This is a genomic window from Serratia proteamaculans (assembly GCF_008830365.1).
Lineage (GTDB): Bacteria > Pseudomonadota > Gammaproteobacteria > Enterobacterales > Enterobacteriaceae > Serratia > Serratia proteamaculans.
In genome coordinates this window covers 83890-100646 of sequence record NZ_WBKI01000010.1, presented here as the reverse complement: position 1 = coordinate 100646, position 16757 = coordinate 83890, and the positions used below count along the sequence as shown (strand labels likewise).

General features: G+C 58.4%; 18 protein-coding genes. 3 read left to right on the top strand and 15 right to left on the bottom strand.

Annotation, left to right across the window (positions count from 1 at the left end; translation table 11 throughout):
* Positions 1 to 148 (bottom strand): ribulose-phosphate 3-epimerase (locus F8R23_RS23105; RefSeq protein WP_037426739.1); only part of this gene is annotated, 148 nt, incomplete at its 3' end.
* Positions 149 to 386: 238 nt separating this feature from the next.
* On the opposite strand from F8R23_RS23105, the gene loiP reads away from it, so the two are divergent.
* The gene (gene loiP / locus F8R23_RS23100) at positions 387 to 1139 is read left to right on the top strand and encodes a metalloprotease LoiP (RefSeq protein WP_012146657.1); all 753 of its coding nucleotides are present in this window, start codon (positions 387 to 389) and stop codon (positions 1137 to 1139) included.
* 291 nt (positions 1140 to 1430) lie between these two features.
* Positions 1431 to 1775, top strand: coding sequence for a hypothetical protein (locus tag F8R23_RS23095; RefSeq protein WP_129936175.1), 345 nt, complete (start codon positions 1431 to 1433; stop codon positions 1773 to 1775).
* 301 nt (positions 1776 to 2076) lie between these two features.
* Here F8R23_RS23095 and F8R23_RS23090 read toward each other — a convergent pair whose 3' ends face one another.
* The 14 genes from F8R23_RS23090 to F8R23_RS23025 all read right to left on the bottom strand — a co-directional run bounded on the left by F8R23_RS23090 (position 2077) and on the right by F8R23_RS23025 (position 15094).
* Positions 2077 to 3717, bottom strand: coding sequence for a thiamine pyrophosphate-binding protein (locus tag F8R23_RS23090; RefSeq protein ID WP_151416066.1), 1641 nt, complete (start codon positions 3715 to 3717; stop codon positions 2077 to 2079).
* Between the two features lie 51 nt (positions 3718 to 3768).
* On the bottom strand, positions 3769 to 5238 hold the full coding sequence (locus tag F8R23_RS23085) for an aldehyde dehydrogenase (protein ID WP_129936174.1): 1470 nt from the start codon (positions 5236 to 5238) through the stop codon (positions 3769 to 3771).
* A gap of 15 nt (positions 5239 to 5253) precedes the next feature.
* Entirely contained in the window at positions 5254 to 6048 is a 795-nt protein-coding gene (locus F8R23_RS23080; RefSeq protein WP_129936173.1) for an aspartate dehydrogenase, read from the bottom strand.
* 17 nt (positions 6049 to 6065) lie between these two features.
* Entirely contained in the window at positions 6066 to 6860 is a 795-nt protein-coding gene (locus F8R23_RS23075) for an SDR family oxidoreductase (RefSeq protein ID WP_129936172.1), read from the bottom strand.
* On the bottom strand, positions 6857 to 7675 hold the full coding sequence (locus F8R23_RS23070; RefSeq protein ID WP_099065256.1) for an alpha/beta fold hydrolase: 819 nt from the start codon (positions 7673 to 7675) through the stop codon (positions 6857 to 6859). The genes F8R23_RS23075 and F8R23_RS23070 overlap by 4 nt, the downstream gene beginning before the upstream one ends.
* On the bottom strand, positions 7675 to 8199 hold the full coding sequence (locus F8R23_RS23065) for a cupin domain-containing protein (RefSeq protein WP_012146663.1): 525 nt from the start codon (positions 8197 to 8199) through the stop codon (positions 7675 to 7677). The genes F8R23_RS23070 and F8R23_RS23065 overlap by 1 nt, the downstream gene beginning before the upstream one ends.
* 31 nt (positions 8200 to 8230) lie before the next feature.
* Complete coding sequence (locus F8R23_RS23060; protein ID WP_151416065.1) at positions 8231 to 9493, bottom strand: MFS transporter; 1263 nt, start codon at positions 9491 to 9493, stop codon at positions 8231 to 8233.
* Positions 9494 to 9517: 24 nt separating this feature from the next.
* Positions 9518 to 10729 (bottom strand): NAD(P)/FAD-dependent oxidoreductase, encoded by a 1212-nt coding sequence (locus tag F8R23_RS23055; protein ID WP_129936170.1) that lies wholly within the window; start codon positions 10727 to 10729, stop codon positions 9518 to 9520.
* The gene (locus F8R23_RS23050) at positions 10726 to 11667 is read right to left on the bottom strand and encodes a VOC family protein (RefSeq protein ID WP_129936169.1); all 942 of its coding nucleotides are present in this window, start codon (positions 11665 to 11667) and stop codon (positions 10726 to 10728) included. The genes F8R23_RS23055 and F8R23_RS23050 overlap by 4 nt, the downstream gene beginning before the upstream one ends.
* Positions 11668 to 11826: 159 nt before the next feature.
* Complete coding sequence (locus F8R23_RS23045; protein ID WP_012146667.1) at positions 11827 to 12621, bottom strand: IclR family transcriptional regulator; 795 nt, start codon at positions 12619 to 12621, stop codon at positions 11827 to 11829.
* Positions 12622 to 12649: 28 nt separating this feature from the next.
* Positions 12650 to 13405 (bottom strand): SDR family oxidoreductase, encoded by a 756-nt coding sequence (locus F8R23_RS23040; RefSeq protein WP_151416064.1) that lies wholly within the window; start codon positions 13403 to 13405, stop codon positions 12650 to 12652.
* Positions 13402 to 14445 (bottom strand): aromatic ring-hydroxylating oxygenase subunit alpha, encoded by a 1044-nt coding sequence (locus F8R23_RS23035; protein ID WP_112347334.1) that lies wholly within the window; start codon positions 14443 to 14445, stop codon positions 13402 to 13404. Before F8R23_RS23035 ends, F8R23_RS23040 begins: the two co-directional genes overlap by 4 nt.
* A 20-nt stretch (positions 14446 to 14465) precedes the next feature.
* The gene (locus F8R23_RS23030; protein ID WP_112347335.1) at positions 14466 to 14774 is read right to left on the bottom strand and encodes a recombinase-like helix-turn-helix domain-containing protein; all 309 of its coding nucleotides are present in this window, start codon (positions 14772 to 14774) and stop codon (positions 14466 to 14468) included.
* A gap of 2 nt (positions 14775 to 14776) precedes the next feature.
* Complete coding sequence (locus tag F8R23_RS23025; protein WP_012146671.1) at positions 14777 to 15094, bottom strand: non-heme iron oxygenase ferredoxin subunit; 318 nt, start codon at positions 15092 to 15094, stop codon at positions 14777 to 14779.
* Positions 15095 to 15489: 395 nt separating this feature from the next.
* Here F8R23_RS23025 and F8R23_RS23020 point away from each other — a divergent pair, with 395 nt between their 5' ends.
* A complete protein-coding gene (locus tag F8R23_RS23020; RefSeq protein ID WP_151416063.1) occupies positions 15490 to 16737 on the top strand; it encodes an MFS transporter in 1248 nt (415 codons plus the stop codon).
* Positions 16738 to 16757 lie beyond the last annotated feature (20 nt).

Below are 16757 nucleotides of genomic sequence, written 5' to 3'. Positions count from 1 at the left end.
TCGGGTTGTGGTTCAGGTAGTCACGCCACAGGACTTCGGCGATGTCCGCCATGCCCATAGGTGCACCCGGGTGGCCGGAATTTGCTTTTTGTACGGCGTCCATGCTGAGTGCGCGGATGGCGTTGGCAAGCTCTTTACGAGAGGACATGTTTTACTCCAGGTCGGATTAAAAAATCAGTCAAGTTTTCTATTTTCTCAGACTCAGCATTAAAACGGCAATCCCTAATGCCAAATGAGAGCGAGTTCACAACTTATTAGCACAATTGGTCGGTTTTTCGGAATAACACTATTTTCCTGATTGTCAGCGTACACTAGTCTCAGACGGCAAGATTTCCCTAAACTAAAATGGCACTCCCCCCTTGTTACTATCACAGGAAGATGGCTTTATGAAGATCCGTACCTCTTTGATTGCATTAAGCATTGCCACTTTGGTAAGCGGCTGTCAAAACCTGAATACCGATACCCTGATGCAGTCTGGCGCACAGGCGTTTCAGGCGGCGACGTTGAGCAATAACGACGTAAAAACCCTGAGTGATAAATCCTGCGCAGAGATGGACAGCAAGGCACAAATCGCGCCGGCTGACAGTACCTATGCCAAGCGTCTGAACAAAATCGCCGCGGCGCTGGGCGATAATATCAACGGCACGCCGGCCAACTACAAGGTTTACGTCACTAAAGACGTGAATGCCTGGGCGATGGCCAACGGCTGTATCCGCGTTTACAGCGGCCTGATGGACATGATGACCGATAATGAAGTGGAAGGCGTACTGGGCCATGAAATGGGCCACGTGGCGCTGGGCCATACTCGCAAGGCGATGCAGGTGGCTTACGGCACCGTGGCGCTGCGTACCGCAGCGGCCTCAACCGGCGGCATCATAGGTTCGCTGTCACAGTCACAACTGGCGGACATGGGCGAGAAACTGGTGAATGCCCAGTTCTCGCAGAAACAGGAAAGCGAAGCGGATGACTACTCGTTCGACCTGCTGAAACAACGCGGGATCGATCCGAACGGTCTGGTCACCAGCTTTGAAAAACTGGCGAAAATGGAAGCCGGCCGTCAAAGCAGCATGTTCGACGACCACCCGGCCTCGGAAGCGCGTGCGCAGCACATTCGCGATCGCATCGCAGCAGGCAAGTAACCTTCATTATCCTACAGAGCAACGGCACCCAAAAGTGGGTTTCCCACTGATTAAGGTGCCGTTTTCAAAAAAATAAAAAAGCGCACTTCTATTAAATCCATTTTTAAAAAAACCTCTAAAAACGCTTATATATTTATATAAATAAAACAACTTACAACAACACATAATAACCATTTATTTTTTGTGATCTTTAACGAAAATTCACCTACATGGCATTGAACGTTGTCTGGAAACAATATAATACTAAGTTTCCTTATAGACATAAAACAACACTATGGAATGGAGTTATTTATGAAAACTATTGACTCATCTTTACTCGATCAAATCGCTGGTGGTCGTGGAAATAATGGAGGTGACCGTAGCGATAATGGCGGAAGAAGCCGAAATAATGGCCAAAACAGAGGCGGAGCCCCAAAAACATGCGCAAATGATGTTGGCGTTGGCATCATCACTGGCGCGCTAACAGGCATGGCTGGTGGGCCGTGGACAATGGTTGGTTTTGCCGTTGCGGGGGCTGCGACGGCAAGCCTAAGCTGCCCTGATAAAAGCCCATATAGAAATAACAACAATAATAACAGAGATGCACTAGCGGGTAACCGCTCCCCAAATAGCGTAAATGGTCAATGCCGCTGGTAATATTCTTCTATATATCCCCCCCACTCAGTGGGGGGGTTAAGGCGACAATTTATGAATAAAGCAAGATACTCGTTAATTTCCATTATCTGGATGCCAGGCTGTTACTTTATTGGCATTAAATCATCATTGAAAATATTACAACCGGCGACCAGCTATGTGGACTTGACCACACTGGTTCTTGCTATTATTGGGCTACGAGTATCCATTTCACTGATAGTCGACGCCCTGGGAATATTTAATAAAAATTAACTTCATTTGAACGACACCTTATTGATCAAGGTGTCGTTCAATCTATCACGGCTCAGTACAGGGTCTTTTGCGGTGGTCCGGCAAAGGTCAACGGCCCGATGCTGTTCATGTCCACCTCCACCACCGACGGCCCCGGATAGTTAATCGCCTCCGCCAAGACGCCGCTGAACTGCGCCGCGCTGTCGACCTTCCAGGCTTTCAGCCCCATAGCTTCGGCCACCAGCGTAAAGGACGGGGTGTGCAGTTCGTTATAGTACTGACGACCGGCAAAGTATTTATCCTGAATGCCGCGCATCACGCCGTAGCCGCCGTCGTTCATGATCAACAAGGTGATATTGGCCTGCTCCTGCGCCATCGTCGCCAGTTCGCCCAGGCCTAACGCCAACCCGCCGTCGCCCACCAGCCCGACCACCTTGCGCTGCGGGTTAGCGATCGCGGTACCAATCGCCATCGGCAAGCCCATGCCAATCGCCCCGGCCAGCGAGTGAATGTTACACAGCGGCGAAATCGCGCGGAACAAACGACTGCCCCAGACGCTGCCGGAGACGGTGATATCACGCACCAACAACCCATCCTGCGGCAGCGCGGCGGCAATGGCGTCGTTCAATTTGGCATATTCCCCCGACTGTTGGCGCAGCGCGCTTTCCGCCTGCTGCACCGCGTGAACGATTTCGCTATCCCACTCGGCATTGACCTTTTCACCTGGGCTAACTCGGGCAGCCAATGCGTTAAGCAAGGCACCACAGTCGCCGTTGATTTGTTCGTCGGCCAGATAGTTGCGATTGGCCGCCGCTGGATCAATATCAATCTGCACCAATGGGCGCGGCAGCGGCAGCGTCCAGGTGCGGGTTTCATTGCTGCGCAGGCGTGAACCGGCCACCAGCGTCAGATCGCACTGCGTCAGGATCGCCTCAATGCTCGGCGAATTATGAAACGCACGCAGGCTGCGCGGATGGCTATCAGGCAGAATGCCGCGCCCGTGGGTGCTGGAGATCACCGCCACACCGGCATCCGCCAGTTTGCGCACCGCCTCACCGCAGGCCAGCGCACCGCCGCCCAACCACAGCAGTGGGCGTTTGGCCTGTTTCAGTCGCTGATACAACCGCTCAACCGCGTCGTCACGGGCCGGCGGCAGCGGCGCAGGGGCCACCGGTTGGCTCAGCACCGCGCTGGAGACCAGGCTGCTTTGAATATCGATCGGGATCTCTACCGCCACCGGGCCGCAAGGCACCGTCTGCGCGTCGAGAATGGCCCGCTGGATCACCGCCACGGCCTGTTCCGCAGAGTTAACCCGATAAGCGCGTTTGGAGCAGGCGCGCAGGAAGCCCAACTGATCGCGGGTTTCATGAATGAATCCGGCGTCGGCATCCAGGTAGGCTTTTTCTACCTGGCCGGTAATGTGCAGCAGCGGCGTGTTGGCGTTCAGCGCCTCGATCATCGCTCCGACCGCATTGCCGGCTCCCGCGCCGGTACTGGTCAAGGCCACGCCCAGACCGGAGAAACGGCCGTGGGCATCGGCCATGGTCACTGCGCCCGCTTCGCCGCGCGCCGGCACGAAGCGAATGTTGCCACGTTGCCCCACCGCATCGGCAATCGGCAGATTATGAATCGAAATGATGCCGTACATCGCCGACACCTCGTACTGTTCCAGAGTCCGGGCTATCGCCTCGCCAACCGTTATTTTATCGCTCATCATCTGCCTTCTTATTGTGTTCGTTGTAGGGGTACGCACCGTCGACCAAAGCTAATCGCTCCAGCGATTCACCTGATGGCTAAGCGCCAGGTACAGGCTTTTTTGCTGCATGTAGGCTTTGATGCCGTGCAGGCCCTTTTCGCGGCCCAGACCGCTTTCTTTGAAACCGCCGAAAGGCGTAGAAATCGAGAATGTTTTGTAGGTGTTGATCCACACCGTGCCGGTTTCCAATTGCTCCGCCAGCGCCATGGCCCGTGGGAAATCACGGCTCCAGATACCGGCCGCCAGCCCGTATACCGAGTCATTGGCCTGGTCGATCAACTGCTGCTCGTCGTCGAACGGCAGCACCACCAGCACCGGGCCAAAAATCTCTTCCTGACAGGCACGGGCGCTGTTGCTCAACCCTTCAATTATCGTCGGCAGGTAATAGCAGCCCTCCGCCAGCAGCGGATCGGCCGGGGCTTCACCGCCAATCACTATCCGCCCGCCTTCCTGCTGCGCCAGCGCCACGTAATCCGCCACGCTTTGGCGATGTTTTTGGTTAATCAGCGGACCCAGGTGGACTCCCGGCGTCAGTGGATTACCGACCCGCAACCCGGCCGCCAGTTCACTCAGGCGCGCCAGCAACGGCTGGTACAGAGTACGGTGGACAAACAGCCTAGAACCGGCGATACAGGCCTGACCGGCAGAGCTGAAAATGCCGTAACAGATACCGCGTGCAGCCTGTTCCAAATCCGCGTCCTCCAGCACGATGGTCGGCGACTTGCCGCCCAGTTCCAGCGAAGTGGGGATCAGCTTCTCGGCGGCAATGTGCGCCAGGTGACGGCCGGTATTGGTGCCACCGGTAAAGGAAATCTTTTTCACCAACGGGTGACGAGCCAGTGCTTCACCAATCACCGAGCCTTTGCCCGGCAACACGCTGAGCAGCCCGGCAGGCAAACCCGCCTGTTCAAACAACTCCGCCAGTTTGAGCGCCATCAGCGGTGTGGCTTCGGCCGGTTTGAGGATCACCGCGTTGCCCGCCGCCAGTGCCGGAGCCACCTTTTGCATTTCACTGGCAATCGGCGAGTTCCACGGCGTAATCGCTGCGATCACCCCCAGCGGTTGATACTGGCTCAGCGTCATCACCTCGGCGCTGCGCTGGGTCGGCAGTTCGCCCTCCAGCACTTCGCAGGCGGCAGCAAAGTAACGGGCGGTCGCCGCCGCACTGGCCACCAGTCCACGGGTTTCCGCCAGCGGTTTGCCGTTGTCGCGGGTCTGCAACTGCGCCAACTCTTCCTGCTGCGCCATAATCAGATTACTGACGCGGTACAGAATATTGGCGCGCTGATGCGGCACCAGCCCACGCCACTCAGGTGCTCGCCAGGCGCGTTCCGCCGCGGCAACCGCATCATTGACGTCTTCAACGCTGGCGGCACGCAGCCGCGCATTGACGCTGCCATCGGCCGGAAACACCGAGGTCATCTCATCGCCGCGCCCTTCACACCAGCGCCCAGCCACAAAAATCTTTAACCTTTCCATGCTCGCTCCTGCCGTTCAGGCAATAAAACCACCGTCGATCAGACGGCGGCAGGCTTGTACCGCGCTCAGCGCCGCCAGGGTTGATGTCTTGGGATTGCTCGCCAGCGGATTACCGCTCAGCTCAATCTGAAATTCACCGAAATTGCCGCACACCTGCAGCCGGTGGGTATTACGTCGGGTGGCGGGATCGACCAGCAATCGCACCTGAGTGGCGTCCATTCCCAAACCGTTGAGCGCAATGGTTGCCGCCACGTTGGCGTTGGCGGGGAACAAGCGTGCCGCCTCGCGCGCCGACCCTTCAAAAAATACCTGCGCCTCGTTCACGGCATCGAGATCAATCAATTGCTCTGCCATGCTGCCGCGCCAGCTTGCCGGACTTTTACAGGCCTGATAGGTGACGCTGTCCAGCCCGCCTTCGCGCGCCGACGCCAGCCCATCCATCCCCGCCACCGCACCGGACAAAATGATCAACTGGCCCCGGTGCTGCCGACAGGCCTGCTGCAACCGCTGTTGCAGTGCCGCATCCGCCAGCGCGCCGGTGGAGATCACCGCCAACGGCCAGCCACGTGTCACCACCGCCTCACCAAATTCCACCACCGCCTGCTGGCTGGCACACTCCAGCACCAGATCCGGCTGCTCAGCACACTGATCCGGATGGGTTAACGCCTGCACCTGACCACCGAAGGCGCTGACAATCGCCGCATGATGAGCCGCACGCGCCACGATCCAGCCCACGCTCACCCCGTCCGGCAGGCGGGAAAGCACTTCTCTGGCCATTGCACCGTAGCCAATCATCATGATCTTCTTCATCTTTTCAGCCCCTGCGGTTAAAGATGGCGGTTAAAGCCACCGGAGACGTCGAGCGCCGCACCGGTAGTAAAGGACGCCAGGGGAGAAGCCAGGAACAACAGCGCCTGCGCCGGCTCCTGCGGTTTACCGAGGCGTTTCATCGGGATGCCGCGACGTTCGGCAATCGCCGTCGTCCACTGATCCCAGCTTTGATCCTTATCGCTGCGCTCGTCGAAACGGCGTCGCCACTGGCCGGACTCCACCATGCCCAGCAGGATCGAATTGACACGGATCCCTTTGTCCACCAGCTCTTTCGACAATGTCAGCGTCATGTTGAGCAGTGCGGCGCGCGCCGCCGAGGTGGCGATCATGTGTTCTTCCGGCTGCAAGGCCAGCAGCGAGTTCACGCAGGTAATTGAAGCAATATCCGAACGCTCCAGCGCCGGCAAAAACGCCTGCACCGGGTTAATCACGCCGAACAGTTTTAGCTCCGCCTCATGCAGCCAGGCCGCACGTGGCGTATGCTCAAAATGCGCGACGAACCCCTGACCGGCGTTGTTGATCAACAGATCCACCCCGCCGAAGTGTGCCGTCACCTGAGCGGCAAACTGTGTCACCTGTGCCTCGTCCAGCACGTCACAGCACAGCGCCAGGATCTCCGCCTGCGGAAACTCCTTACGCAGGCTGGCTTCGGCTCCCGCCAGTTTGTCCGGATCACGGCCGCAAAAAGCGACCTTTGCCCCTTCCGCCAACAGCAGGCGCAAGGTTTCAAAACCGATGCCCGACGAACCGCCGGTGACTACCGCGACCCGTTGCTCAAGCTGAAAATTCATGATTGGATTGCTCCCGTAAAATCCTGCAGATAACGGTTAAATTGTACCGGCGCGTCGAGATAACTGGCGTGCCCTGCCTGCTCAATCAGCCGCAGGGGCGCGTCCTGCTGTTGCGCCAATATTGCCGCCGCCTCAGGCGGCGTGATCCGGTCGCAGTCGCCACACCACACCTGTAGCGGGCCACGGTACTGCGCCAGATGGCGGCCGATATCGTCATTGGCCAGCATCCACGCCGCGCTGAGAAAACCTTCTGGATCCAGCTGCTGCATACCGTTGCGTACCCAGGCGATATCCTGCGGGTCCGCGCCATCACGCAACAGCGCAGCCGCCCGCTGTTCGCCATAGCCTTGCGGCCCCAACTTTTCAATCATCTGTTTGCGCTGGCCATAAACCTGCTGGCGTTTTTCTTCCGACGCAGTGGCATAACCCTGAGCCGGATCCGCCAGCACCAGCCCACATAGCCCATCAGGATGCGCGGCAGCATAGGCACTGCCGATCAACGCGCCGAGCGAATGGCCGACAATCAGCGGTTGCTCCAGCTGCAATTCGGCCACCAGCGCCGCCAGAGCAGCAGCATAAGCGGCGGCGTCCGGCCGGCTCACCGTCAGCGGCAGGCTGCCGCCGTAGCCCGGGGCATCCCAGGCCAGCAGGCGGTGACCGTCGGCCAACCCGCGATCGTTAAACTGCTTGATCCACGAGGCCGAACCGGAGCTGATGCCGTGCAGCAACACCACCGGGCGGCCGTGCCCCGCTTCGCGCCAGCTCAGGGTGTAACCCCCGCAGCGCGCCTGCTGACGTTGAACCAGGCCGTTCATCAATTACGCTTCACTTTGGACAAGGGATGATCCGCCGGGTAGGTCGGCGTTTCCGGTTTGGCGGTGCCGAGCATCACGCACATCAGCGCCTCTTCCTCACCGTGGTTAAACAACCCACGGTAAACACCGGCCGGAACCGAAATCAGATCGCGCTCTTTCAGCTTGGTTTCGTAGTACTCCGTGCCGTCCTGGATCATCAGCGTGATGCTGCCCTTCAGCATAAAGAACACCTCTTCCACATCGTCGTGCAGGTGCAGCGGACCTTCGCATTTTGACGGCAGCACCATGGTGGAGAAGGTGAAATTGCCCGCCGGAATGGTGTTGGTATCGTTAACCACCCCGGTGGCCCCGGTGCCGATGTAGCGCATCTGCGCACGGCGGTATTTCGGGTCGTAGTCAGCCTGGAACTTCAACGCATTCCAGTCATATTTACGGCCTTCAAAGCGGGCGATACGGGATTCCACCCAATGCTCTATCGACTGATCCTGCGGCTTGACGCCGGCTTGTTTCTCAACCTGGGACATGTTGGTACTCCTCTTTTCAATCAATGGGATATCAATATTTCTTCAGCAACGGCAGCAGAATGATGCAGCCGATAAAGGCCATTACCACCAGGAACAGCAAGCCGTTATCCATGTTGCCGGTGGCGGCGATCAGCGCCCCCATCAGCACCGGCGCCAGCGCACCGGCAAAATTACCCAATCCGTTAAAAATACCGCCGGCGGTGGCGCTAACCTTGCTACTGGTGGCCTTCGCCAGCAGGGCAAAAATGTTCGGCGCACCGGCCCCCCACATAAAGGTGCTGAAGGCCATGGCGGCGATCACGCTGTAGGTGCCCTGCATATGCAGCACCGCGGCCAACCCCAGCCCGGCACCGCACAGCGAGATAAAGCAGGCCAGCGCACGACGATCCAGTTTGTCCGACAGCCAGGCCCCGAGCACTTCCCCCAGCAGCATGGCGATAAACGGCAGCGATGACAGGTACCCGGCGTGTTCCAGGTGAATGCCTTTGCCCTTGATCAGGTAGCTGGGCAGCCAGCCGTTCATGCCCCACAGGTAGGTCAGGAAGGCGATGTTAAACAGGCAAATCATCCAGAAATGCGGGTTGCGCAGCAGCTCAAGGCGATGCTGTTTGCGTTCGGCAATTGCCGGTTTTGAAACGGTAGCGGCGGCCGGGCGTGACACATTCAGATGACGCATGCCGAACAGCACCAGCAGCATCACCGGCAGCGTCAGGAACGCCATAAAGAAGAAGGTGGTTTGCCAGTCAAAGGTGTTGAGGATATACAGCGTGACCGGGAAGCCGAGCGCCGCACCCAGCGGGGTGCCGAGCAGCCACAGCATGGTGGCACGCGCCTGCAACCGCTGTGGGAAGGCCTGGCGGATAATGGCGTAGGCCATCGGTAACAGCGGGCCTTCGGCAATACCGAGTAAAATGCGCAGCGTCATCATGGTGTGATACGAACGGGCCAGGCCCATCAGCACCATCAACACGCCCCACACCACCATCATGCCGATCAAGACTTTTACCGGGTTCAGCCGGTCGCCAATGCCGCTGAGCAGCATCGAAGAAATGCCGTATGAGAATAAAAACGCGCTCATCAGCAAGCCCAGTCGCGCCGGATCAAAACTGATGCCCAGCGCCTGCTGGAATTCGCTATCTGAAAACAGTGCCGCGATGCTGATCTTGTCGAAAAACGCCAGCAGCACGCAGGCAAATAGCGCAATCGGCACCGACCAGCGCACCCGCTGCTGCGGATTTTCGGCAACGGCGTCCCCCACCCGTCCAGCGCGGGCGTCAATCTCTTGCGTAGTCATGAAACGCTCCCGAGGTTACGGGCGTTATTTCAACGCCATCAAAGAAAACTCTGCGTCCGCCAACTGCTGCGGTTCCAACACTCGTCCGCTGGCCAGCCAGCGTTTGCCCAGCTTGATGGTGCGCGCGTCGTTAAACGCCACCATCTGCACCAACTGACGATCGGCATTCAGCGTAAAGAACACCTGTGACTGCGGTGTACGCCGCACTATGTGATGCACACCGCCGGTCGGTACGCCGAGGATCTGGATATTGGCGTCGTATTGATCCGACCACAGCCAGGCCACGTCATCGTAAGGAGAGGCAAAGGCATCCAGCATCGCGCAGGCTGTGCTGATCGCCTGATTCTGCGCATAGGCCCAGGATTGCAGGCAAAGGCCCAGTGTCGGATGGCGCGCAACGTCACCGGCGGCGAAGATCGCCGGGTGGCTGGTGCGCCCCTGACCGTCAACCACGATACCGGCGTCCACCTTCAGCCCGGCACCGTGCGCCAGCTCCAGATTCAACTCCACGCCGATCCCCACCACCACCAGATCAAACGACTGAGGATCGCTGCTGTCGCTGCCGATCCAAGCGCTGCCGTCACGATCTTCCAGTTGAATGTCACCGCAGCCGCAATGCACCGTCACGCCCTGCTGCTGATGAAGTTCGAACAACGCCTGGGAAACGTCCGCGCCGACGCTGCGCATGCACAGTGCGGGCTGGCGTTCGAATACCGTGACCTCAGCGCCAATGCGCCGTGCCGAGGCGGCGATCTCCAGGCCGATCCAGCCGCCACCGACGATGGCCAGCTTATGGCAACCCTGCAGCGCCTGGCGCAGGCGAGTCGCATCGTCCCAGGAGCGCAGCGTCATCACCCGTGGGTGACTGGCCCAGCGGGCATCCGGCAAACGCGGCCGCCCGCCGGTGGCGATCAGCAGTTGATCAAACTGCAACTGTCGGCCATCGCTAAGACTGACAATTTGTTGCTGTGCATCAATGGCTTCGGCACGCAGTGGGCGACACCAGTCGATGTTCAGCTCGGCCACCACCTGTTCACTGAACAGCCGGCTGAGGGGGGCATTGCCGTCGAGTAACGCCGCCTTGGAAAGCGGTGGACGTTCATAAAAGTCATAGGGCTCGTCACTGACCACCGTCAGCTTGCCGGTATAGCCCCGGTCACGCAGCGTTTTCGCCGCCCAACCGCCGGCCTGACCGCCGCCGATAATCAGGATGCCTGCCGGTTGTGGCTGGCTCATAACGCCTCCGGCTTTTTATGCTGGCGACGTGTATCGTGGTCAATACCGCCTTCCACTGCCCACTCGGTGAACGACACCAGTGAGTGCTCCAGCTCGCGTGGCTGCCAGTTTTCGGTCAGATAATCGTCGTTGGTGTAGTACTCAAACGCCCCGCCGGTCGGGCTGTTGACGTACCAGAAATAGGCCGAGGAGATTGGGTGGCGACCGGGGCCGATAAAGGTGCTCCAGTGCTCTTTGTTCATGGCGATGCCACCGCCGATCACCTCGTGGATGTCGCGTACGGTAAAGGCCACGTGATTCAGGCCCCGTGGGCGATTAGGTAATTTCAGCAGGAACAGGTTGTGATGGCCGCCGCGAGCCTGAGTACGCAGGAATACCGCACGGTCGATATAGCGGTCCGATACCTGGAACCCCAGAACTTCACAGTAGAAGCGCTCGGTCGCGGCCAGATCTTCGACGAAGAACACCACGTGGCCGATATTGATCGGCTGCGCCTGCGCATATACCGGGCTCGGTTGATCGATGCGACGCACGTCGCCCCACTGGTTGATCGGCGACACCGGTAAATCGACTTCACGCTGCTGGCTCACGCTAAAGCGCACCGTCATGCCGTTCGGGTCAAGGCACTCAAGTTCTTCCCCGACCAGGCGGAAACCCGGCATCTGCGCCAGCAATGGCTGCAACGCCGCCAATTCGGCCGGGCTGCCAACGCCCCAGGTCATGCGACGCAACGTCGAGCCGCCCTCAAATGCCGCGGGTAAAGCTTCGCTCTGCAATGGATGCAGCACCACGCGAGCCCCGCTCAGGGTAGTGAATTCGCGCTGGGTTTCGCCCCAGTGCTGTTGCGCCGCCAGCAAGCCAAAGTCCTGCATAAACTTTTCGCAGGTTGGCAGATCTTCGACGCCAAATTCCAGTTTTTCGATTCCGATTACGCTCATTAATTGTGCCTCACGTTCTCGCTGAATGCGTTTTTCAGGCATGACAAACCCGGGCCCCTGTTTGCCATGGGCCTTATCCCTGCCTGAGTCATTGGTAAGGGACGACTCTATTCGTCCCGATTAATGCGGGGGCCACCTGTCGCGCCCCTGGGAAATCAGTTAACCGGCGTTAGCCTGCGGCGGTGCACCCAGGAAGCCGGAGATTTTCACCGCGGCGTCCCGCACCTCCATGCGTAACCGCTCGCGATCCGCTTTCGGGATCTCATCGGACGGCACCATAATGCTGATCACTGCCTCAACCCGCTGCTCGCGGTTGAAGATTGGGTAGACGATGGAAGAGATACCGTGGCGGAAAAACGACTCGCCGATCACATAGCCGCGCGCCTTGTCCTGCTGCACCATCTGCCACAGCGTTTCGCGATCTGCCGGGGTGCCCGGTCCGCTGCCCGGCAGTTGTTCCTGCGGATACAGCAGTTCGAACTCTTCGCGAGTGGCGCTGGTCAATAACATGCGACCGAGCGAAGTTTGGTGTACCGGCAAGCGGGTGCCGACGCTGACCTGGTTGATTTGCGAACCGGCGGCGCTGACGCGGGCGATGTAGATCACATCGCGCCCATCACGGATCGCCAGATGACTGCTGCATTGGCTGCGATCGCGCAGTTGTTCTATTACCGGCTGACCCGCCTGTGCCACGTCCAGCGAGGCAATATATTCGAAGCCGAGACGCAGCACCTTGATGCCCAGCGAGAAGGTGTTGGTGCGTGGGTTACGCTCCAGAAAACCCAGATGCTCCAGCGTCTGCACCACGCGATAGGCGGTAGCTTTTGGCATGTCGACCAGGCGATGCAATTGGGCAAAGGTCATTTCCTTGTGCTGCTCGCCAAACGCCAGCAACAGTTGCAATCCGCGATCCAGTCCTGGGATCAGATATTTACACCCTTGGTCGTCTGCCATGTGCTGCTCCTGGCTAATTGAATATTGATTAGTTAAAGACGAAGCCGCCGTTAACCGGCAACAGTTGACCGGTCACGAAGTTTGCCAACGGTGATAGCAGATAGAGCACCGTGCCGTTGACGTCGTCAGGATGCTGCGCCCCAGCCAAGGCCCGGCCCTGCTCGTACAGCTGATGACGCTCGGCGGGCACATATTCGGTGGCCTCCACCCTCGTCAGGCCCGGAGCAATAGCGTTCACGCAGATCCCCTGCGGGCCCAGTTCCCGCGCCATCGAACGGGTCATCGAGATAATCGCCCCTTTGCTGGCCACATAGGCCATTAAGCGCGGTGCGCCCCACAGCGCGGTATCCGAAGCTACGTTAACGATCTTGGCATGTGGGTTTTGTGCCAGCAGCGGTACCGCCGCTTGGCTCACCAGCCAGGTGCCCCGCACGTTGACCTGCATTACTCGATCCCACAGATCGATATCGTATTCCATCATGGTTTTGCCGCCCACGCCGGTGGCCAAGGCCGCGTTATTCACCAACCCGTCGATCGCTCCGCCTGCGGCGATGGCGTTAAACGCAGCGCTGATCGAGGCCGGATCGGCCAGATCGATCACCTGGCTTTCAACCTGTGCCCCCTGCTCACGCAGGCTGGCGGCGCCGTCCGCCAGTTCATCCGCCAGAATATCGCACATCACCACGCTGGCACCGGCAGCAGCAATGGCGGCGGCGAAACTACGCCCCAGCCCACGCGCCGCGCCGGTCACCACAATCCGTTTCCCTGTCAGCAGGCCATTCACTGTGCCGCCTCCTGTTCACTGAGCTGTGCCAGCTGTTTCTGTGCTTCTTTTTGCATCATGCGGCGCAGGCGGGATAGCCCGACGTCATGCTGATACAAATATTCACGGCCACGTGCGTTCGGTGCCATGTTTTCCAGCACGATGCGATCCTGCTCCAGAACATCCCAGTGCAGCGACTCCAGACGATTGCGGTACATAAAGCGCCACATGTCGCGCTGCCAGTCTTTTACCTGGCGGATACGCCAGAAGAACACCCGGCAGTGATCCTTGTCTTCCGGTACCACCATGCCGATGATCCAGAAGTGGCCGCCCGGCCCGAAACGTTTTTTGTACGGGATCGACAGACGCATCCAGTAGGCGCCGCTGCTGCCAAATTCTACCCAGTCAAAGTTAACGCCGATCTGGCCATTCTTCTTAAAGATGAAACCGCTGTCGGTCGGCTCCAGCGCCATGTCTGCCTTGCGATCCCCTTCCGCCATTGAGTGCGAAGAAGAATGCAGGTAGGTGCCGTGCATCGGGTCCATTACGTTTTCCAACGCGTACTGATAATTGCAGTCCCAACTGGCGGTGCACAGGAAGTTGCTGTAGGACGTTTCGTCCGCCAGCTCCGGTGGGAAGGTCAGCTCGGCCGGTTCTTCATCTGCGGTCACGCCGAAATAGAGAAACACCGCGCCGTAGGCCTCTTTGGCCGGATAGGAACGCAGGCATTTCTGCCCCACCAGCGGGCAACGATCAACCGCCGGTACGTCTTTAACCGTACCGTCACCGCCCACTTCCACGCCGTGATACCAGCAGGCGATGCGATCGCCCAGGTTCCAGCCCATGGAAAGCCGTGCCCCGCGGTGCGGGCAGCGATCTTCCAGCGCGTGGATCGCGCCTTCGCCATCACGCCACACCACGATCTGCTGCTCAAGACGCGTAATGCCGACCGGGTTATTGCCAATTTCCCAACTGGCCAGCACCGGATACCACATGCCACGCAGCCCCTGATCGAGATAATCCTGTAAGGCCTGTGCGGAGGATGTTGTGTTTGCTGTCATTGTCTTCTCCCGGGTGTGGATCAGAAACCGTTAACGTGAAGGTACTCGCGGAACGCCGTCTCATTCCACGGTTGGCCGTTGCGATCAAACAGGCGGCGCTGATTTAGCGCACTGACGATCTGCTCCAGCTCTTCCGCGCCCTGATCGAAGATCTCTTCCAACGCCGTCACCAGCGCGGTCTCAAAACCGTCCGGTACCCGGGCACGGTTCTGCCAGATCACATTTTGAAATTGACCGGGTTGATGGATCTGACCGTTGCCGCCTTCGCGCGCCGGGATCACCTGTTGGGTGTCCGGCAGCCAGGGATTGAAATCGGTGATGTGCTGCATGATTACTCCTCCGCAATAAAGGTGATTTGGATTTGATTGTCGATCACCCGGGTGGCATAGGTTTGCAGATCGCGGCCGCCTGGCTCACGCAGGCACTGGCCGGTACGTACGTCGAACAATGCTTCGTGCAACGGACACTCGACCTTACCGTCATCAACAAACCCCTGGCTGAGCAAGGCATAGGCATGTGGGCAGACATCTTCCAGCGCGTAATAGTTGCCGTCGATCAGATACACCCCGACTTCTTTCCCTTCCACGTTGGCGGAGAAAGGAAAATCTTCTTTCACCTGAGACACTTCACACACTTTCTTCCAGCTCATTGCTTCTGTCCTCTATCTGATTGTTTCATATATGAAACTCAGTTTCTTATTTAATACAGCCACTATAAGTATGGCGAAACTTTCGTCAAGAGAGCAAAGCGGCAATTGTTAATGGAAAGTTGTTTAAACATGACAAATGCGGGAAGGATCACGAAAAAATGCACCGAGATGAAAAGCCTATGAAACTTGTGCGTTGCATCACGAAATCATGGGTAAAAACACGTTGATCTGGCTCGCTTAATGAGAGTACAAGTTCCCTCTCACTGATTAAAACACCCTTTTAAATAACAATAAATTTACATTCAGCCCGCTCAATCCCGCTTTTCAGTTCTGTGAAATCAGCGGGTTAGTTTTCTGCTGCCTGAATTCTTTCTTCGCACGCTAAAGGAGGGCACATGGAGCCCATAGTGCAACAACGTCAACGCTGGTTCGGGGTCGTGGCCCTGCTGTTTCTGATCGTCATCGCCTATGCCGATCGGGTCAATATCGCCGTGATGCTGGTCAACCCCGACTTTCTGCAGCACTTTCAGCTCGGCGACAGTCGCGCACATCAGGGCATGCTGATGACGGTGTTTTTGCTCGGTTACGGGCTTTCCGCCATGCTGCTAACGCCGTTTCTGGAAACCCTGATGGGGTATCGCCGCGCGCTGACGTTGAGCATTGTGCTGTGGGCGTTGCTCACCGCCGCCTCGCCGCTGGCAGGGTCGCTCCTGCTGTTATTTGCGGTGCGCGCATTGTTGGGTGTCAGTGAGGGCCCGTTGTTCTCGCTGAAAACCATGTATATCGGCGATCACTTCGCTGCCGATGAGCGCGGCAAGCCCAATGCGGTCAGCACTCTGGGCGTCTCGCTGGGGCTGGTGATTGGCTTTCCGCTGGTGAGCTTCCTGATGGTGCACTTCGGCTGGGCGGTTTCTTTCTATCTGCTGGCGCTGATCAACCTGTTGCTGGGGCTGGCGTTGGTACGGCTGTTTATCCATCCCGCCGCATTGCCGCCGCGCGCCGTTGACCCAAGACCGATCCTGCAACGCGTCTGGGATACTTTTACTCTCGCCTGGCGCACCCCGATGCTCGGCTGGATCATGCTGATCGAGATCGCCACCCTCAGCTACCTGTGGGGATCCAGCTCCTGGCTGCCGACCTACCTGACCGACGAGAAAGGTTTTTCCATCAAACAGATGGGCTGGATGGCCTCGCTGCCGTTTATTGTCAGTATCGGCTCAAAATACCTTGGCGGCGTGCTGCTCGATCGCATTCGCCCTTATCAGGCACCGCTGATTTTCGCCTTTGGCGGTGCGGCCACGGCACTGTGCATCTATGGCGTGATGCACAGCCATCAGCTCGGCTGGATTGCCTTTTTCCTGCTGGCAGCCAATGCCTGTTGGGGCGCCCAGGGAGCCGCGATCCCGACGCTGTTGCAGCATTATGCGCAGCCGCAGGCCGTCGGCAGCGCCTATGGGCTGATTAACGGCATCGGCAATATGTTCTCGGCGTTTGTGCCAATGATTATGGGCATGGTGATGGCCAGCCAGGGCAAGGTGTCTTCGGGGTTTGCGGTGCTGATTGTGTCGCAGGTAGTGACACTGTTGGCGGGCTGCGTGCTGTTCAGCCGGATGCTGATGACGCGTGAGGCAAGGCGGGCGTAAAAGGGTCGGGGCAGCTAACG